19 protein-coding genes are annotated in these 16,094 nt (G+C 58.5%); 10 read left to right on the top strand and 9 right to left on the bottom strand.

Going from position 1 to position 16,094, the window contains the following annotated elements:
* Nucleotides 1-105: 105 nt before the first annotated feature.
* From FHX10_RS24240 to FHX10_RS24225, 4 genes are read right to left on the bottom strand one after another with little or no spacing between them, the layout of a single operon-like run.
* On the bottom strand, nucleotides 106-483 hold the full coding sequence (locus tag FHX10_RS24240; RefSeq protein ID WP_047615918.1) for a helix-turn-helix domain-containing protein: 378 nt from the start codon (nucleotides 481-483) through the stop codon (nucleotides 106-108).
* On the bottom strand, nucleotides 480-1,046 hold the full coding sequence (locus FHX10_RS24235; protein ID WP_047615916.1) for a Smr/MutS family protein: 567 nt from the start codon (nucleotides 1,044-1,046) through the stop codon (nucleotides 480-482). The genes FHX10_RS24240 and FHX10_RS24235 overlap by 4 nt, the downstream gene beginning before the upstream one ends.
* Nucleotides 1,046-2,185, bottom strand: coding sequence for a murein transglycosylase A (locus tag FHX10_RS24230; RefSeq protein ID WP_063473887.1), 1,140 nt, complete (start codon nucleotides 2,183-2,185; stop codon nucleotides 1,046-1,048). The genes FHX10_RS24235 and FHX10_RS24230 overlap by 1 nt, the downstream gene beginning before the upstream one ends.
* Nucleotides 2,178-2,882: a Tim44/TimA family putative adaptor protein gene (locus FHX10_RS24225; RefSeq protein ID WP_047615912.1), complete on the bottom strand. Its 705-nt coding sequence runs from the start codon at nucleotides 2,880-2,882 to the stop codon at nucleotides 2,178-2,180. The genes FHX10_RS24230 and FHX10_RS24225 overlap by 8 nt, the downstream gene beginning before the upstream one ends.
* A gap of 131 nt (nucleotides 2,883-3,013) precedes the next feature.
* Here FHX10_RS24225 and FHX10_RS24220 point away from each other — a divergent pair, with 131 nt between their 5' ends.
* The gene (locus FHX10_RS24220; protein ID WP_048338427.1) at nucleotides 3,014-3,520 is read left to right on the top strand and encodes an FxsA family protein; all 507 of its coding nucleotides are present in this window, start codon (nucleotides 3,014-3,016) and stop codon (nucleotides 3,518-3,520) included.
* Nucleotides 3,521-3,621: 101 nt separating this feature from the next.
* On the top strand, nucleotides 3,622-4,104 hold the full coding sequence (gene secB, locus FHX10_RS24215) for a protein-export chaperone SecB (RefSeq protein WP_047616084.1): 483 nt from the start codon (nucleotides 3,622-3,624) through the stop codon (nucleotides 4,102-4,104).
* Nucleotides 4,105-4,170: 66 nt separating this feature from the next.
* On the opposite strand, the gene dnaQ is transcribed toward secB, so the two are convergent.
* The 5 genes from dnaQ to FHX10_RS24190 are packed head-to-tail and all read right to left on the bottom strand — an operon-like array spanning nucleotide 4,171 to nucleotide 7,801.
* Nucleotides 4,171-4,893, bottom strand: a complete 723-nt coding sequence (dnaQ, locus tag FHX10_RS24210) for a DNA polymerase III subunit epsilon (RefSeq protein ID WP_063473886.1) — start codon at nucleotides 4,891-4,893, stop codon at nucleotides 4,171-4,173.
* Entirely contained in the window at nucleotides 4,886-5,497 is a 612-nt protein-coding gene (gene coaE / locus FHX10_RS24205) for a dephospho-CoA kinase (RefSeq protein ID WP_047615905.1), read from the bottom strand. Before coaE ends, dnaQ begins: the two co-directional genes overlap by 8 nt.
* Nucleotides 5,497-6,354: a shikimate dehydrogenase gene (locus FHX10_RS24200; RefSeq protein WP_063473885.1), complete on the bottom strand. Its 858-nt coding sequence runs from the start codon at nucleotides 6,352-6,354 to the stop codon at nucleotides 5,497-5,499. Before FHX10_RS24200 ends, coaE begins: the two co-directional genes overlap by 1 nt.
* Nucleotides 6,347-6,946 (bottom strand): Maf-like protein, encoded by a 600-nt coding sequence (locus FHX10_RS24195; RefSeq protein ID WP_063473884.1) that lies wholly within the window; start codon nucleotides 6,944-6,946, stop codon nucleotides 6,347-6,349. Before FHX10_RS24195 ends, FHX10_RS24200 begins: the two co-directional genes overlap by 8 nt.
* A gap of 33 nt (nucleotides 6,947-6,979) precedes the next feature.
* Nucleotides 6,980-7,801 carry a pyruvate, water dikinase regulatory protein gene (locus FHX10_RS24190; protein WP_047615900.1) on the bottom strand — a complete coding sequence of 274 codons (822 nt, stop codon included), beginning with the start codon at nucleotides 7,799-7,801 and terminating at the stop codon, nucleotides 6,980-6,982.
* A gap of 31 nt (nucleotides 7,802-7,832) precedes the next feature.
* Here FHX10_RS24190 and FHX10_RS24185 point away from each other — a divergent pair, with 31 nt between their 5' ends.
* The 8 genes from FHX10_RS24185 to FHX10_RS24150 all read left to right on the top strand — a co-directional run bounded on the left by FHX10_RS24185 (nucleotide 7,833) and on the right by FHX10_RS24150 (nucleotide 16,085).
* On the top strand, nucleotides 7,833-8,135 hold the full coding sequence (locus FHX10_RS24185; protein WP_176707332.1) for a hypothetical protein: 303 nt from the start codon (nucleotides 7,833-7,835) through the stop codon (nucleotides 8,133-8,135).
* Between the two features lie 66 nt (nucleotides 8,136-8,201).
* Nucleotides 8,202-9,248 carry a uroporphyrinogen decarboxylase gene (gene hemE / locus FHX10_RS24180; RefSeq protein ID WP_063473883.1) on the top strand — a complete coding sequence of 349 codons (1,047 nt, stop codon included), beginning with the start codon at nucleotides 8,202-8,204 and terminating at the stop codon, nucleotides 9,246-9,248.
* 2 nt (nucleotides 9,249-9,250) lie between these two features.
* Nucleotides 9,251-9,787: a protoporphyrinogen oxidase HemJ gene (gene hemJ, locus FHX10_RS24175; protein ID WP_047615896.1), complete on the top strand. Its 537-nt coding sequence runs from the start codon at nucleotides 9,251-9,253 to the stop codon at nucleotides 9,785-9,787.
* A gap of 199 nt (nucleotides 9,788-9,986) precedes the next feature.
* Nucleotides 9,987-11,252, top strand: coding sequence for a transcription termination factor Rho (gene rho / locus FHX10_RS24170; RefSeq protein WP_011654069.1), 1,266 nt, complete (start codon nucleotides 9,987-9,989; stop codon nucleotides 11,250-11,252).
* A gap of 104 nt (nucleotides 11,253-11,356) precedes the next feature.
* Nucleotides 11,357-12,676 (top strand): tRNA uridine-5-carboxymethylaminomethyl(34) synthesis GTPase MnmE, encoded by a 1,320-nt coding sequence (mnmE, locus tag FHX10_RS24165; RefSeq protein ID WP_063473882.1) that lies wholly within the window; start codon nucleotides 11,357-11,359, stop codon nucleotides 12,674-12,676.
* Between the two features lie 74 nt (nucleotides 12,677-12,750).
* Complete coding sequence (gene mnmG / locus FHX10_RS24160) at nucleotides 12,751-14,628, top strand: tRNA uridine-5-carboxymethylaminomethyl(34) synthesis enzyme MnmG (protein ID WP_063473881.1); 1,878 nt, start codon at nucleotides 12,751-12,753, stop codon at nucleotides 14,626-14,628.
* Between the two features lie 25 nt (nucleotides 14,629-14,653).
* Nucleotides 14,654-15,271 (top strand): 16S rRNA (guanine(527)-N(7))-methyltransferase RsmG, encoded by a 618-nt coding sequence (rsmG, locus tag FHX10_RS24155; RefSeq protein WP_047615890.1) that lies wholly within the window; start codon nucleotides 14,654-14,656, stop codon nucleotides 15,269-15,271.
* Nucleotides 15,272-15,290: 19 nt separating this feature from the next.
* The gene (locus tag FHX10_RS24150; RefSeq protein ID WP_063473880.1) at nucleotides 15,291-16,085 is read left to right on the top strand and encodes a ParA family protein; all 795 of its coding nucleotides are present in this window, start codon (nucleotides 15,291-15,293) and stop codon (nucleotides 16,083-16,085) included.
* Nucleotides 16,086-16,094: the final 9 nt, after the last annotated feature.

Here is a 16,094-nt window from a genome sequence, read left to right as displayed (position 1 = left end):
GCTGCGGCGCGCCTTGCGAATCACCGGCTTTCTTCCCTCTTGTATATAGGTTTTTTGAACCCAGTTCCCATGGCACGCCCCTAAAACAGGGCATAAAACAGGGGATTATGACGCTTTTCCGTCGCCTTTGCCGCCATTTTCGAGAAGAGCCGATAGCCGGCCTATCTCCGCACTGTCAAGGCTGCGAATCCGCCGCGCCAGCCGGTTGGCAAATTCGGTATATTCGGGAGGCAGGCCTGACGTGTCGATGACGACACGCGGGTCGGATGAGCGGGCGAGCAGGAACAGTTCCTCGGCCTCATCCCAGATGATGTTGAAATAGCCGGCGATGCGCTGCAGCAGGTCGAATGTCGGCAGGCCACGCTTTCCATGTTCGAGCGCCGAGAGATAGGCGGGAGAGACGTTCAGCGCTTGCGCCATCTCCTTCTGCGAGACGCCCTTGCGCGCTCTCAGCCGGCGAACCGCCTCTCCGAAGGGTGTCATGGTCTTTCCCCATGCCGCCGCGACAGGCGAATATAGAGCGCGCCCTCGCCGCCATGATGCTGCGCGGCAGGTTCATATGACGAGATCAGGTAGCGGAATTCGGGCTTGGAGAACCAGAGCGGCACGGCCCGCTTCAGCGCGCCTTCGCTGCCCATCGAGCTGCCCTTGCCGGTGATGACAAGCACATGGCGCATGCCGCGCTCATGCGCCCGGATCAGGAAGTCGAGAAGGATGGAATGGGCCTCGCTCTGCACCAGCCCATGCAGGTCGATCCGCGCTTCGAGCGCCAGCCGGCCCTTGGCGATCTTGCGTTTGACCGGCTTTTCCAGCGGATGATGCACCCCCGCCGACGGTTTCGCCGCCGATGGTAGCGTCGGCTGCAGCGGCATGGGCGCGGCGGGTGTCTGTTTTTCCTGTTCCCGTTCGGCCGCCGCTTCGGCTTCGGCAAGAAAGGCGTCGAGTTCGGTCAGCGCGCCCGCCTTGCCGGGCATCGGCCGCGTGCTGCGGGCGACCTTGCCCCAGAGGATCCTCTCATCTGCGCTGAGCTTGCGATCCCTGGCCATCAGTCGAATCTTCCGGCGGCGGCATTGGGGATGAGGATGGCAAAATCGGCATCGTTGCGGACCGTGCCGGCACTTTCCCCAGCCATATCCCCCGAGCCGGTGAAGATGTCACCGCGCGCCGGCCCGACGATCGCCGAGCCGGTGTCGAGCGCCAGCATCAGCCGGCGGAACGGTCGACCGTGATCGAGATGGGTGAGGCTTTCGGCGCGAATGAAAAAGGGAAAACCGAACGTATGGATCATCCGGTCGACCGCAAGCGAGCGCCCGGCGAGAAGCGGCACCTTGGCGGCGGCGATCGGACCGGCCCCAGGATCGGCGGTTCGCAGGCTGAAAGCCTGCGAGGGCGCTTCCCGGAAGAAAATATAAGAGTGGTTATGCCACAGCACCTCGTCGACGCGCTCGGGATTGCGCGCCAGCCAGGCGCGGATCGCCTGCATCGAAATCTCCGCCCGATCGATCTCGCCCCTCTCGATCAGCAACTTGCCGATCGCCGAAAAAGCATGGCCGGCCTTCGCGGCATAGGTGATGCGGCCGATATGGCCATCCCGATAACGCAGGCGGGCAGCGCCCTGCACATGCACGAAGAAGACATCGACCTTCGACTTCGCCCAGGCGATTTCGAGGCCTCGGCCTTCGAGAAAACCCTGATCGATGGCGCGGCGGTCCGGATAGGCACCGATGCGGCCGTCATGCAGACGGCCGAAAGCATAGGCGCTGTCGAGCTCGGCGGGGCGATTGGCGTCGTCGAGATCGATCAGATCATCCGGGCGCCTGTAGAAAGGGAAACGGAATATTTCGTCCGGCCGCTCCGACACCTCGATGTCAGGCTCGTAGAAGGCGGTGACGAAGCCGGAATTGCCGTCCTTGCGGCGGATCAGAAAGGGTCGACAGTGCGTCTCGAAAAAGGCGCGCGCCGATGCCGGAGATGACGGACTGACATCTTCGGCGGCGACCAGAAGCGGGAGCAGGTCTTCCGAACTCAGGCCAAGCGATCCGGTGCGGTACGGTTTGACATCGCTGATTTGCCGCCGGCAGCGTCGCATGACTTCAAAAAGGCCGGAAGGATCATCATCCTTCCAGCCTTCCAGAGTGTCGAAGCTTATGGCCTGCAGGACGAAGTCCGCTGCGTGGTCACTCATGTTCCGATTCGGTCGCCACGAGTTTCCAGTTCGGGTCGCGCGAGCGGGTGTCGCGGGCAAAGGTCCAGAGGTCGTTGACCTCGGCGACGTTTTCGGCGTCGCCTTCGATCAGCACATCCGCCTTGTCGTAGGTGGCCGAAATGAGCTGGCTGATGATGCGCACGGTGATCTGCGCTTCGCTGCCCTTCGTCTCCGCATGGGTGATTTCGGCCTTGTCGATGCCGACGAAGGTGGACTTCACCTTCTCACCGCGGGCTTCGCGTTCGCCGATTGCCGCATCGAAACCGTCATAGACTTCACGGGACAGCAAGTTCTTGAGTGTTTTCCGGTCGCCATCGGCATAGGCCATGACGATCATCTCGTAAGCCATGCGGGCGCCGTTCAGAAACTCCTTCGGGCTGAAAGCGGGATCGGCCTTGTTCAGCGCACGCAGCGATTCGTTGAGCGGCGTTCCAGGCGCCGCAAAAGCATCGATGGCGGCGAAGCGATCCTCATCCTCGGTCGTCGCATCGCGCCGCGGCAGCGTTACGACTTTGCCGGCATCGGCGGCATCGGCCGGAGCCGCATCCCGCGGCGTATAGAGATCGCGCGGCGGCTTCTCATTTCCTGTGCGGCGCCCGAGCACGGAGCGAAGCTGAAAGAAAATCAGCACAGCCGCCACCAGGAAAAATAATGTGATGAAGTCGTTCGAACTCATATCGTATCGCAGCCGCCGTTAACATCTCTGATTTGTACTCCCATATAGTCCGCCTATACAGATGATTCAAATGATGGCTGGCATCTTCGCCGGCGCCAAGAGGAGACCGGCACGTCCGGGACATGACAGACATGCGTTTTTCGATCCTGCCAGCTTTCATTCTGCTGCTCCCGTTCGCCGAAATTGCCGGTTTCGTCGTCGTCGGCCGGGCGATCGGATTGTGGCTGACGCTCGCGCTCGTCATGCTGGGTTTCGTTCTCGGCGTGGTTCTGCTGCGCCGGCAAGGCATCGGTATTTTGCGCCGCATGTCGAGCGAAGGACGAAACGGGGTGATGCCTGGCCGAGATTTGCTGCGGCCGGCGATGAACGTCATCGCCTCGCTGCTGCTGATCATTCCCGGCTTCCTCACGGATATCATTGCCATCCTCATTCTCATTCCGCCGGTGCGCGATCTGGTCTGGCGGGCGATTGCCAAACGCTTCGTCGTCGTCAACGCCAAGGGCGGTTTTTCCTCCGAGCCACAACCCGATTTTCGCGACCGCAAGCCAAACTCAAAGGTGGTCGATCTCGACGAGGAGGACTATCATAGAGAGCCGGATCGCAACTCGCCGTGGTCCGGCAAGCATCTCGGCGATTGAGGCACTGCGGCTGATCAACCGCGCCAAGCGCTCAGGGTTGTAAGCCTTTCCCTGAAATGTTAGATGGCGGCACCATTCCCATGCCCCTCGAGGAAAAGCCAATGGCAGACGATAACAACAACAACGGTGCGGCCAACCCCACCCTTTCGATCCTTGCGCAATATACCAAGGATCTCTCCTTCGAAAATCCGGGTGCGCCGCGTTCGCTGCAGGCCCGCGACAAGGCGCCGACGATCAACATCAATGTGAACGTCAACGCCAACCCGCTTTCCGATACGGATTTCGATGTCGTGCTGTCGCTGAACGCCGAAGCCAAGGATGGCGACAAGACGGTCTTCCATACCGAACTCGCCTATGGCGGCGTCTTCCGCGTGGCCGGTTTCCCGCAGGAGCACATGCTGCCGGTTCTCTTTATCGAGTGCCCGCGCATGCTCTTCCCCTTCGCCCGTCAGATCATCGCCGACGTCACCCGCAACGGCGGTTTCCCGCCGCTGATGATCGACCCGATCGACTTTACGCAGATGTTCGCCCAGCGCGTCGCCGAAGAACAGGCCCGCGCCAAGGTTCAAGCCGTTCCAAACTGAGCGGATCTTTCTTCACTGAAATACGGATGCCCGGGCTGGTCCCGGGCATTTTCAATTGTGGCTGGTTCAATCGAGGTTGGCGTATTTCGCCCAGATACTTTTTTCCCCGAGCTTAGCGACGAGCGCCTCATGCGCCTGCTCCTCGGTTTGGCTGAGGCGGCTACCAAGCGGGCGGGGCCGCTCGAGCACTGCGGCAATCACTTCATCGTCATCCCCAGCCATGTCACCGCGAGCTGCCTGGTTGGATTTGCTGACCGTGCTCAGACCGAAGGCTGCCTGTCGGCCGCCGATCATCTCGATATAGACTTCGGCAAGCAGTTCGGAGTCGAGCAGCGCGCCGTGTTTGGTCCGGTGCGAATTGTCGATGCCGTAACGCCGGCAAAGCGCATCGAGCGAATTCGGCCCCATCGGATGTTTGCGTCGGGCCATCGACAAGGTATCGAGCACCCTTTCCGGCAGGATCGGCGGCAAGCCGATCCGCGCGAACTCCGCGTTGATGAAGCCCATATCGAAGGTGGCGTTGTGGGCAATCCACTTCGCATCGCCGAAAAAGGTAAGGATTTCTTCGGCGACGTCCGCAAAAGGCTTCTTGTCCTTCAGGAATTCATCGGTGATGCCGTGTACGGCGAGCGCATCCGGATGAACCTTCTGATCTCCGGGATTGATGAAGATATGGATCGTGTTGCCTGTGGGGAAATGGTTGAAGAGCTCGATGCCGCCGATTTCGATGATGCGGTCGGCGCGATTGTCGAGACCGGTGGTTTCCGTATCGAAGATGATCTCACGCATTCCGGAAATCTCCCTTGGCAATCCGCGTTTTCAGGTCGGCGACGATCTCGAGCACCCGTTCCCTCGTCTCCGCGATACTGTGACTGGTGTCGATCAGATAATCGGCCCGCCGCCGTTTTTCCGCGTCCGGTGTCTGGCGGGAGAGAATCATGCTGAATTTTTCCTCGGTCATGTCGGGACGCGCAAGCACCCTTTGACGCTGAATCTGTGGATCAGTGCTGACGACGACGATGACGTCGACTCTTTCCTCAGCGCCGGTTTCGAAGAGCAGCGGAATATCGAGCAGTACCATGTCGGCGCCAGCGGCACCTTGTTGCGCCAGAAATTCCATCTCGCGTTTGCGAACCAGCGGATGGACGATCGCTTCCAGGCGTTTAAAGCCGTCGGGATCAAGAGCGAGCTGGCGGCCAAGTTCATGCCGATCGACTGCTCCATCCTTCATCGTGCCGGGAAAGGCGGCATCCACCAGGGGCGCAGCCTCGCCGGCATAGAGATCGTGGACCACGGCATCAGAATCGTTCACCGGGATTCCGGCATCGGCAAAGAGCTTTGATGCCGTCGATTTTCCCATTCCGATGGAGCCGGTGAGACCGATCTTCAGCATCAGTGTGATTCCATATCTGCAATGATGAGCGCACGCAGTGCAGCGTCGACAACGGGACGCTGTCCGAACCATCTCTCGAATCCGGGCACGGCCTGATGCAACAGCATGCCGAGACCATCCACAATAGGAAATCCTTGCTCTTCTGCCTGTGCCAGGATCGGCGTCTTCAAGGGCACATAGACGATGTCGGTGACCACGGCATCGGCTGCAAGAGGTGAAAAATCGAGCTGGGGCGCAGCCTCGCCGTCCATGCCGAGCGAGGTGGTATTGATGAAGAGGCCGGCACCCTTCATGACGTCGGCAAGCGCACCCACCGGGTGGGCCTGAACTCTCGGGCCAAAGCGATCCGCGAGTTCACGCGCCCGATCGACGGTCCGGTTGACGACGTGGATCTCCCTGAAACCGCGATCGCGAATCGCCTGGATGATCGCACGGCTGGCGCCGCCGGCGCCAAAGACGACGGCCGTGCCATGCCGGTCCCAGCCGGGATGGCGTTCGTCGAGATTGGCGATGAAACCGCGACCGTCGGTATTCGTCGCATGCAGGACGCCATCCTCCAGCCAGAGCGTGTTCGAGGCGCCGAGTTCGTGCGACAGGGCGTCCGGTTTGTCGGCGAGCCGGAATGCCAGTTCCTTGTGGGGAATGGTGACATTGCCGCCGGTAAAGCCGGAACTGCCGTCCTTCAGAGAAAGAATGAAATCGGCAAAGGCCTCGGGTGCGACTTCGTGAGCGCGGTAGCTGCCCGGCAGGCCGAGCGTCTTCAGCCAATATCCGTGGATCAATGGCGAGCGTGAGTGCTTGATGGGAAAGCCCGTGACAAACGCTTTCGGCCCGAATGTTTCACGTGAATCAGCCATCGATCGCTCCGAGTTCTCGCAATTTTTTTAGAAGCGCCAGCATCGGCAGGCCGAGAATGGTGAAATAATCACCCTCGATCTTTTCGAAGAGCTGGATGCCCTCCCCCTCCAACTGATAGGCGCCGACACTGGAAAGTGCCCGTTCGCCAACCCGCGCCAGATGTCTGGCGATGAACTCCACCGTCAGCGGCCGCATCGTCAGTTCGGCATGCGCGAGATATTCCCACAAGAGCACACCATTGCGGACGATCGCGACGGCACTGTTCAATCGGTGGGTCACTCCGGAAAGGGCTTGAAGATGACGAGCCGCGTCGGCCATATCAGTCGGCTTGTGGAAGACGCGGTCGCCGAGCGACATGGTTTGATCCGACCCGATGACCAGGCTATCCGGAAAGCGGCTGCTCACTTCCTCGGCCTTGGCCTTGGCCAGGACGAGGGCAACGGCATCCGGCTTGGCGCCGGCTTTTTCCAGCGGCGCTTCGACCGCCCGTTCATCGATCCTTGCGGCATGCGCCTCGAAGGACAGACCGGCATTTACCATCAGCATCCGGCGAAAGGGACTCGACGATGCAAGGATGAGTTTCGGCGTCATGGGTTCCTCACAGTGCCGGCTTTTCGTCAGCGCTTAGCGCAGCTTCGGGCGCAGGGCAACGATTGCCGCAGCTGTTTCCTCGATCGAGCGGCGGGTGACGTCGATCAGCGGCCAGTTATGACGGGCACAGAGCGAGCGGGCATATTTCAGCTCCTCCGAAATCGCGGCGCGGTCGGTATAATGTTCGCGATCGAAACCCTGCGTCACTCCGAGCACCCGATTTTCCCGCACCTGGGAAATACGGTCGGTGGTGGCGATCAGGCAGACGATGAGCGGTTTGGTCGCGACGAAGAGGCTTTCCGGCAATGGCACGCCATAGACGATCGGAATGTTCGCCGTCTTGATGCCGCGGTTGGCGAGGTAGATGCTGGTCGGTGTTTTCGATGTACGGCTGATGCCGATGATGACGACATCGGCATCGTTATAGTCGTCCGGCATCTGGCCGTCGTCGTGATCCATGGTGAAATTCAGCGCTTCGATGCGCGCGAAGTAGCCAGCATTCATCACATGCTGCGCTCCGACCCGGCGGCGCGACGGGGCGCCGAGATAGATCTGGAATGCATTCATCACCGGCTCCAGCACATTCACCGAGGCCACGCCCATCTCGACGCAGCGCTCATCGATCAGGCTCGCGAGCTCCCGGTCGACAATGGTGTAGAGCACGATGCCGGGGGCGTCATCGATCGCTTGGAGAACCGGCAGCAGCTGCTTGCGATTGCGGATCAGCGGATAGACGTGTTCGATCGGCTGAGCGGATCTGAACTGCGCCGACGCGGCGCGGCCGGCGGAGATCAGAGTCTCTCCCGTTGAGTCAGAAATCAGATGCAGATGAAAGAAGTTCGTTCTGTTCTCCACGCTATTTTCCGCTGCCTGTTGAAAAGACTGGATGAAACAGAGCTACGGTGCCGAGGCAGCCTCCGGCAAGGGAAAACATGCCTCTTTATCCACATTTCGAATTTTGCGGATCGGTTTCAGCCGACCCTGTGGACGATGGGGAAGAGATCGATTTGTTGAAAGCTGGTCCACAGCCTATCCACAGGCACAAGAAAAATCACCGATCCGGAAGGACTTGGAATCATTTTCAGATTCGGATTTTCCCCGAACATCGGAAAAAATGGCGAAATCCTTCCGATGTTTTTTGCAGGCGCGCGACAAATGGCATCGGCGGTGGATGGATTTTAATCCTTGATAGACACCGACTCTAAGAAATAGAAACCTTTTAAAATATCTTTGATTTTTTATAGGGAAGAAGCGCTTGAGCGAGACGCGCCGAAAGATCATGAGGGTTCTGGATGGCGAAAGCCTCTCCCCTCCTCCTCTCTGGCTGATGAGGCAGGCGGGGCGCTATCTGCCGGAATATCGGGAGACACGGGCAAAGGCAGGGAGTTTTCTCGATCTTTGCTATACGCCCGATCACGCCGTCGAAGTGACATTGCAGCCGATCCGCCGCTATGGCTTCGATGCAGCCATCCTGTTTTCCGATATCCTGGTCATTCCCGATGCAATGAAGCGGAACGTCCGGTTCACCGAAGGCCATGGTCCTGAGATGGATCCAATCGATGAAGCCGGGATCAGCAGATTGAATGGCGAAGAGGTTGTCGATTATCTCAGGCCGGTGCTGGAGACGGTGCGGCGGCTGCGTGAGGGGCTGCCAGCCGAGACGACGCTGCTCGGCTTCTGCGGCGCGCCTTGGACGGTCGCGACCTATATGATCGCCGGACATGGCACGCCGGATCAGGCGCCTGCCCGCCTTTTCGCGTATCGGCATGCTCGCGCCTTCGAGCATCTGCTGATGCTGCTTGCTGACGTATCGGCCGATTATCTCGTGGCCCAGATTGATGCCGGCGCCGATGCCGTGCAGATTTTCGATTCCTGGGCCGGCGTTCTCGGTGAGAGGGAATTCGAGGCGTTCGCGATCAGGCCGGTTGCGCGGATGATCGCTTCGGTCAAATCGCAGCGGCCACACGCGCGCATCATCGCTTTCGCCAAGGGCGCCGGCTACCAGCTGAAAACCTATCGCCAGAAGACTGGTGCGGATGCGATCGGTCTCGACTGGTCTGTCCCGCTGGCCTTTGCCGCCGAACTTCAAAAGGACGGGCCGGTGCAGGGCAACCTCGATCCTATGCGCGTCGTTGCCGGCGGTCGGGCGCTTGAAGAGGGCATCGACGATATTCTGCAGCATCTCGGCAATGGGCCGCTGATCTTCAATCTCGGTCACGGCATCACGCCGCAGGCCGACCCCGAGCATGTGCGTCTGCTGGTCGATCGTGTGCGTGGCGGGCGGATGCGAGGCGGGGCGTGACGATGGAGAAGCAGACCGATCGGAGACCTGGCGCTTACGCCCGGCGCCGAGCCCATTTTGCGCTGGTCTTCTTCGCGCTGATGGCGGTCGGGCTTTTCGCCTGGAACCCCGATAATCTCTATCTCTGGATCAAGGCACTGCACATCATCGCGGTCATTTCCTGGATGGCTGGATTGTTCTATATGCCGCGGCTGTTCATCTATCACACCGATGCCGAACCGGGTTCGGTGCAATCGGAAACCTTCAAGGTGATGGAACGCCGGCTGCTTCGAATCATCATGACGCCGGCGATGATGCTGACGTGGATTTTTGGCCTCTATCTCGCTTGGTCGGTCTATGGATTCCAAGGCGGCTGGCTGCACGCCAAGATCGGTCTCGTTGTGCTGCTGACGGGCGTTCATATGTTCTTCAGCCGTGCCGTCAGAGCCTTCGAGCGGGATGAAAACCGCCGCTCTGCGCGCTATTGGCGGTTCATGAACGAGGCACCGACATTGCTGATGATCCTGATCGTGATCCTCGTCGTGGTGAAGCCATTCTGAGGCAAAATCCATACTCAGGTTAAATTTGCTTCATTTTAAGCAGCCCTCTTGCGGCAGCGATTGCGAGTCGCTATTTTCCGCGCATCTCATCTACGTGGCATGTGTGTAGAGTTCAGTCGTCTGCGAGCCCTTTCGCAGTACCGAATACGACCCAACATCGCCTTTCCCCTTCGAAATTGAAAAGAGTATTGGTCACTTCATGGCTGAAATGAAGCTTCAGGAACTTAAGAGCAAATCCCCGACGGATCTTCTGGCTTTCGCCGAATCGCTCGAGGTTGAGAATGCCAGCACGATGCGCAAACAGGAATTGATGTTTGCTATCCTCAAGATGCTCGCCAGCCAGGATGTCGAAATCATCGGCGAAGGTGTCGTCGAAGTGCTCCAGGATGGTTTCGGTTTCCTGCGTTCCGCAAATGCCAACTATCTGCCAGGCCCAGATGATATTTATATCTCCCCCTCGCAGATCCGCCGTTTCTCGCTGAAAACAGGTGATACGGTCGAAGGCCCCATCCGCGGGCCGAAGGAAGGCGAGCGCTATTTTGCGCTGCTCAAGGTCAACACTATCAATTTCGACGATCCGGAAAAGATTCGTCATAAGGTTCATTTCGACAATCTGACGCCGCTCTATCCGAACGAGCGTTTCAAGATGGAACTCGATATTCCCACCACCAAGGATCTGTCGCCGCGCGTGATCGACCTGGTGGCGCCGCTCGGCAAGGGCCAGCGTGGACTGATCGTCGCGCCGCCCCGCACCGGTAAGACCGTGCTGCTGCAGAATATCGCGCATTCGATTACCGCGAACCATCCGGAGTGCTATCTCATCGTTCTTCTGATCGATGAGCGTCCTGAGGAAGTGACCGACATGCAGCGTTCCGTTCGCGGCGAGGTCATCTCCTCGACCTTCGACGAACCGGCCGTACGTCACGTCCAGGTGGCGGAAATGGTCATTGAAAAGGCAAAGCGTCTTGTCGAACATGGGCGCGACGTCGTCATCCTGCTCGATTCGATCACGCGCCTCGGCCGTGCCTACAACACCGTGGTTCCCTCCTCAGGCAAGGTCCTGACCGGCGGTGTCGACGCCAATGCGTTGCAGCGTCCTAAGCGCTTCTTCGGTGCGGCGCGCAATATCGAGGAAGGCGGTTCCTTGACGATCATCGCCACGGCGCTGATCGATACCGGCAGCCGTATGGATGAAGTGATCTTCGAAGAATTCAAGGGCACCGGCAACTCGGAAATCGTCCTTGATCGCAAGGTCGCCGACAAGCGCATCTTCCCGGCGATGGACATCCTCAAGTCCGGCACGCGCAAGGAAGACCTTCTCGTCCCACGCCAGGATCTGCAGAAGATCTTTGTGCTCCGCCGCATCCTTGCGCCAATGGGCACGACCGATGCGATCGAATTCCTGATCGACAAGCTGAAGCAGACGAAGAACAATTCCGACTTCTTCGATTCGATGAATACATAATCCTTAGCCGGATTCATCCTATGAGAGCTGGAGGCATCGTGATGATGTCGCCAGCTTTTCTATTTAGGAGGAACCGATTCGAATTCGAAGATTAACCAGGCAATATGGCCATGTTGAATGATACCATATATGCGCTATCGAGCGGTGCTGCACCTTCAGGTGTTTCGGTTATTCGCATCAGCGGTCCGCTGACCAGAGACATATTGGTGAGCCTCGTCGGCTCGGTGCCGAAAGCTCGATACGCATCGCACCGAACGATTCGGACTCGTAACGACCAACCGATCGACAGTGGTCTGGTGCTGTTTTTTCCGGGGCCAAATTCATTTACCGGGGAAGATGTCGCGGAGCTACAGCTCCATGGCAGCAAGGCTGTCCTGGCGGCGCTGTTTCACACGCTTGGCGACATTCCAGGTGTTCGAATGGCTGTTGAGGGTGAGTTCTCCCGCCGGGCTTTTGAGAACGGCAAGCTTGACCTGGTCGAGGTCGAAGGACTGGCCGACCTCATCGGCGCCGAGACGGAAATGCAGCGACGCCTTGCGGTCGAACATAGCGCCGGCGGACTTTCCGCAATTTACGATGCGTGGGCGGAACGATTAACGCGCGCACGAGCGTTGATCGAGGCGGAACTTGATTTTCCCGACGAGGATGATGTTCCAGGGTCGGTATCGGACATGGTCTGGGCCGATATGGGTAAGCTTCGCACCGATATCGAACACCATTTGGCGGCGGCTTCGGCAGGTGAGATTATCAGAGACGGCTTCAAGGTGGTCATCGCCGGTGCGCCGAACGCCGGAAAATCGAGCCTGCTGAATGCCCTGGCGCGGCGCGATGTTGCGATCGTCACCGAGATCGCCGGCACCACCCGCGATGTTCTGCAGGTCGATCTCGATATCGATGGCTACCTGATCAAGCTCTATGACACAGCCGGCCTGCGGGACGCTGAGGACCGGGTGGAAATGGAGGGCGTTCGGCGCGCGCGTGTTGCACTTCGCGATGCCGATCTTGTGCTGCTCCTGGTCGACATGGCGAATCCGCTGCTCCCTGGAGACTTGGAGGCAACTTGGCCTCATGTTACAGTCGGGACGAAGAAGGATCTCGTTGAGGTCGGCTCGGACCGGTACGATCTGCAGATTTCGACGACAACCGGTGACGGCTTGCTGGAATTGCGGCAGTTGATCGGCGACAATGTCGCAGCGCGGTTCAGCGGCCTGTCCATGGCGATCCCCAGTCGGCAACGGCATAAAGATTCGCTAACGAAATGTTTGGCGGCGCTTGATACTGCGATTACGCAGAAGGACGTAAATCTCGAACTGCGGACCGAGCAGCTTCGAATTGCCGCCGAGTATTTGGGGAGAATTACCGGAAGAGTGGATGTCGAACAGCTGCTTGGGGTGATCTTCTCGGAGTTTTGTATCGGGAAATGATTCACGTGAAACGCGATCGGTGTCACGTTTATGGCTGGTTTCACGTGAAACGTACACACGATCTGGAGTCTTGAATGACCGATAATGTCTATGATGTGATCGTGATCGGTGGCGGCCATGCGGGGTCGGAAGCCGCCAGCGCGGCCGCGCGGCTCGGTGCGAAAACCGCCTTGGTGACGCACAGGCGGGACACGATCGGTGTGATGTCCTGCAATCCGGCAATCGGCGGGCTTGGTAAGGGTCACTTGGTTCGCGAGATCGACGCTATGGATGGCCTGATGGGTCGTATCGCCGACGCTGCGGGCATTCAGTTCAGGATGCTGAACAAGAAAAAAGGGGCAGCCGTTCGAGGACCGCGAACCCAGGCCGATCGAAAGCTCTATCGTTTGGCGATGCTGGCGGCGATTGAGGCCACACCTGGTCTGGACATCGTCGAAGGCGATGCGTTTGATCTGGACGTTGTCGACGGGCGTGTTGCCGGGGTGGTCATGAAGGATGGTCGAACCCTAAAGACTCCTGCCGTCGTTTTGACGACTGGAACCTTCCTGCGTGGACTTATTCATATCGGTTCGGAAAAGACGCCGGCCGGTCGTGTCGGTGAAGCGCCGTCGATCGGGTTGTCTGCCACGCTGGCCAGGCTGGGATTGCGCTTGGGACGACTGAAGACCGGGACACCGGCGCGGTTGGACGGAAAGACCATAGACTGGCAATCCGTCGGCCGGCAGGGGGCTGACGAGGAACTCGTGCCCTTCTCCTTTATGACCGACAGGATTACGACGCCGCAGATCGAATGCGGGGTCACCAGGACGACTGAAGCGACCCATCGCATCATTGTCGACAACATCATGCGATCGGCGATGTATTCCGGACAGATCGAAGGCGTCGGTCCTCGCTATTGCCCGTCTATCGAAGACAAGCTGGTAAAATTTGGAGAGCGGGATGGGCATCAAGTCTTTCTCGAGCCCGAGGGACTGGACGACGACACAGTTTATCCGAACGGTATTTCCACCTCTTTGCCGGCGGACGTCCAGGCAGATTTCATCAAGACAATTCCCGGGCTTGAAGCGGCAAGAATTCTGCAACCCGGCTATGCAATCGAATATGATCACGTTGACCCGAGAGAGTTGACGCCGTCGTTGGAAGTCAAACGGCTGAAAGGTCTCTTTCTTGCGGGCCAGATCAATGGCACCACCGGCTATGAGGAGGCGGCCGCCCAAGGCTTGGCTGCAGGTCTAAACGCGGCGTTGCAGAGCAGCGATTCGGATCCGTTTCATTTTAGTCGGACCAGCTCCTATATTGGCGTCATGATCGACGATCTCACGTCACGTGGCGTTACGGAGCCGTATCGAATGTTTACCTCGCGGGCGGAATATCGGCTGACTTTGCGTGCTGACAATGCCGATATGCGGTTGACGCCATTGGCCATGCGGTTGGGCTGCGCCAACGGCGCACGCGCGCAGCGATTTACAGCCTATCAGAATGAGATGGACATGGGTCGAGCGCTCTTGCATTCGCTCACCGTTACGCCGAATGAAGCGCGGCGGGCCGGCTTGAATATCAATCTCGATGGGCAGCGCCGAACCGCTTATGATTTGTTGTCCTATCCGTATTATGATTTTGCTGAACTTCGCCGTGTTTGGCCTGAGACATTTGGTACGATGGGATCCAAGGTCGCGGAAGCGTTGGAAATTGAGGCCGGCTATTCAGTTTATCTGGATCGGCAAGCCACGGCGATTGCCGATCAGCAACGCGACGAGCAACGGCAGATACCGCTCGATTTCGATTACGATGCGCTTTCCGGCCTCTCCAACGAACTCAAGGTGAAGCTCAGCGCGGCTCGCCCCTTCAACATTGCCCAGGCCTCCGTCGTTGAGGGGATGACGCCGGCGGCAATCGCATTGCTGCTTGTGCATTTGCGCCGCCTAACGTCTGCCGAGCGTCAAAGCGCCTGACGACGAGATTTGAAAGTCTTTCGGAATGGAATTAAACGGTTTGCGTGTTTCACGTGAAACACAGGAACGGCTTCAACACTTCGCGGTACTTTTTCAGAAGTGGGCCAAAACGATCAATCTGGTGGCGCCGTCGACACTCGAAGATCTATGGCACCGGCATATCGCTGATAGCAGCCAGGTGTTTCAGATCCATCCTCAACCGATCACCTGGGTTGATCTCGGCAGTGGCGGGGGCTTTCCGGGCGTTATTACGGCGATTTTTCTGGCCGAGCTGCAAAGCGGCTGGGTGCATCTGGTCGAAAGCAACCATAAAAAGGCGGCCTTTCTGCGGACAGCGCTGCGAGAGACGCAGGCGCGTGGGAGTGTGCATACCAATCGAATCGAAGATGCCTATGCCGAGATTGGCGACTGCGGTGCGATTTCAGCCCGAGCGTTGGCCGACCTGGACGGGCTCATGGACTATTCGGCTCCGTGGATGCTGGGCAAGCAAAATTGCCGTGGCTTTTTTCATAAAGGCCGGGATTACCTGCGGGAAATCGACAAAGCACGTGGTCGGTGGGAATTCGATCTGTTAGAACATAAGAGCGCCGTCGAGCAGGAATCTGTTATTTTGGAAGTATCAAATCTCCGGCGCTTGGTTTAACAGATCGGATATTGCGGCAATGGCTGGCGAACGACACCGGATTATCACCATCGCAAATCAGAAGGGTGGTGTTGGCAAAACAACCACCGCAATCAACCTGGCAACGGCTCTTGCTGCCATTGGCGAGCGTGTCTTGATCGTTGATCTCGATCCGCAAGGCAATGCCAGCACCGGCCTCGGTATCGACCGTCGCGATCGCAAACTCTCCTCCTATGATCTGATGGTTGGCGATCGCGGTATCACCGAGGTGACGCTCGAAACAGTGGTTCCCAATCTTTTTATCGTCCCGTCGACGATGGATCTGCTTGGCGTCGAGATGGAAATCTCGCAGCAAAGCGATCGAGTCTTCAAATTGCGGAAAGCCTTGTCTTCGCCTGAAGCAATGGCGTTCTCCTATATTCTTCTGGATTGCCCGCCGTCATTCAATCTTTTGACGATGAATGCCATGGCGGCCGCGCATTCCGTGCTGGTGCCGCTGCAATGTGAATTTTTCGCGCTGGAGGGGCTGAGCCAGTTGCTCGAGACCGTCAGCCAGGTTCGTCGAACGGTGAATCCGCGCCTGGATATCCAGGGGATCGTCTTGACAATGTTTGATGCGCGCAACAATCTCGCCCAGCAAGTGGTCAATGATGTGCGCACCCATCTCGGCGAAAAGGTTTACCATACGTTAATTCCGCGCAATGTCCGGGTTTCCGAGGCGCCGTCCTACGGCAAGCCAGCTATTCTCTATGATCTGAAATGCGCGGGCAGCCAGGCCTATCTGCAACTGGCCTCAGAGGTCATTCAACGGGAGCGCCAGAGACTGGCCGCGTAATATCATTTC

The sequence above is a fragment of the Rhizobium sp. BK591 genome (assembly GCF_014195045.1).
In the GTDB taxonomy this organism is placed as follows: Bacteria; Pseudomonadota; Alphaproteobacteria; order Rhizobiales; family Rhizobiaceae; genus Rhizobium; species Rhizobium anhuiense.
Note: the sequence above shows the minus strand (reverse complement) of the source record. Positions and strands in the feature narration are given on the sequence as shown.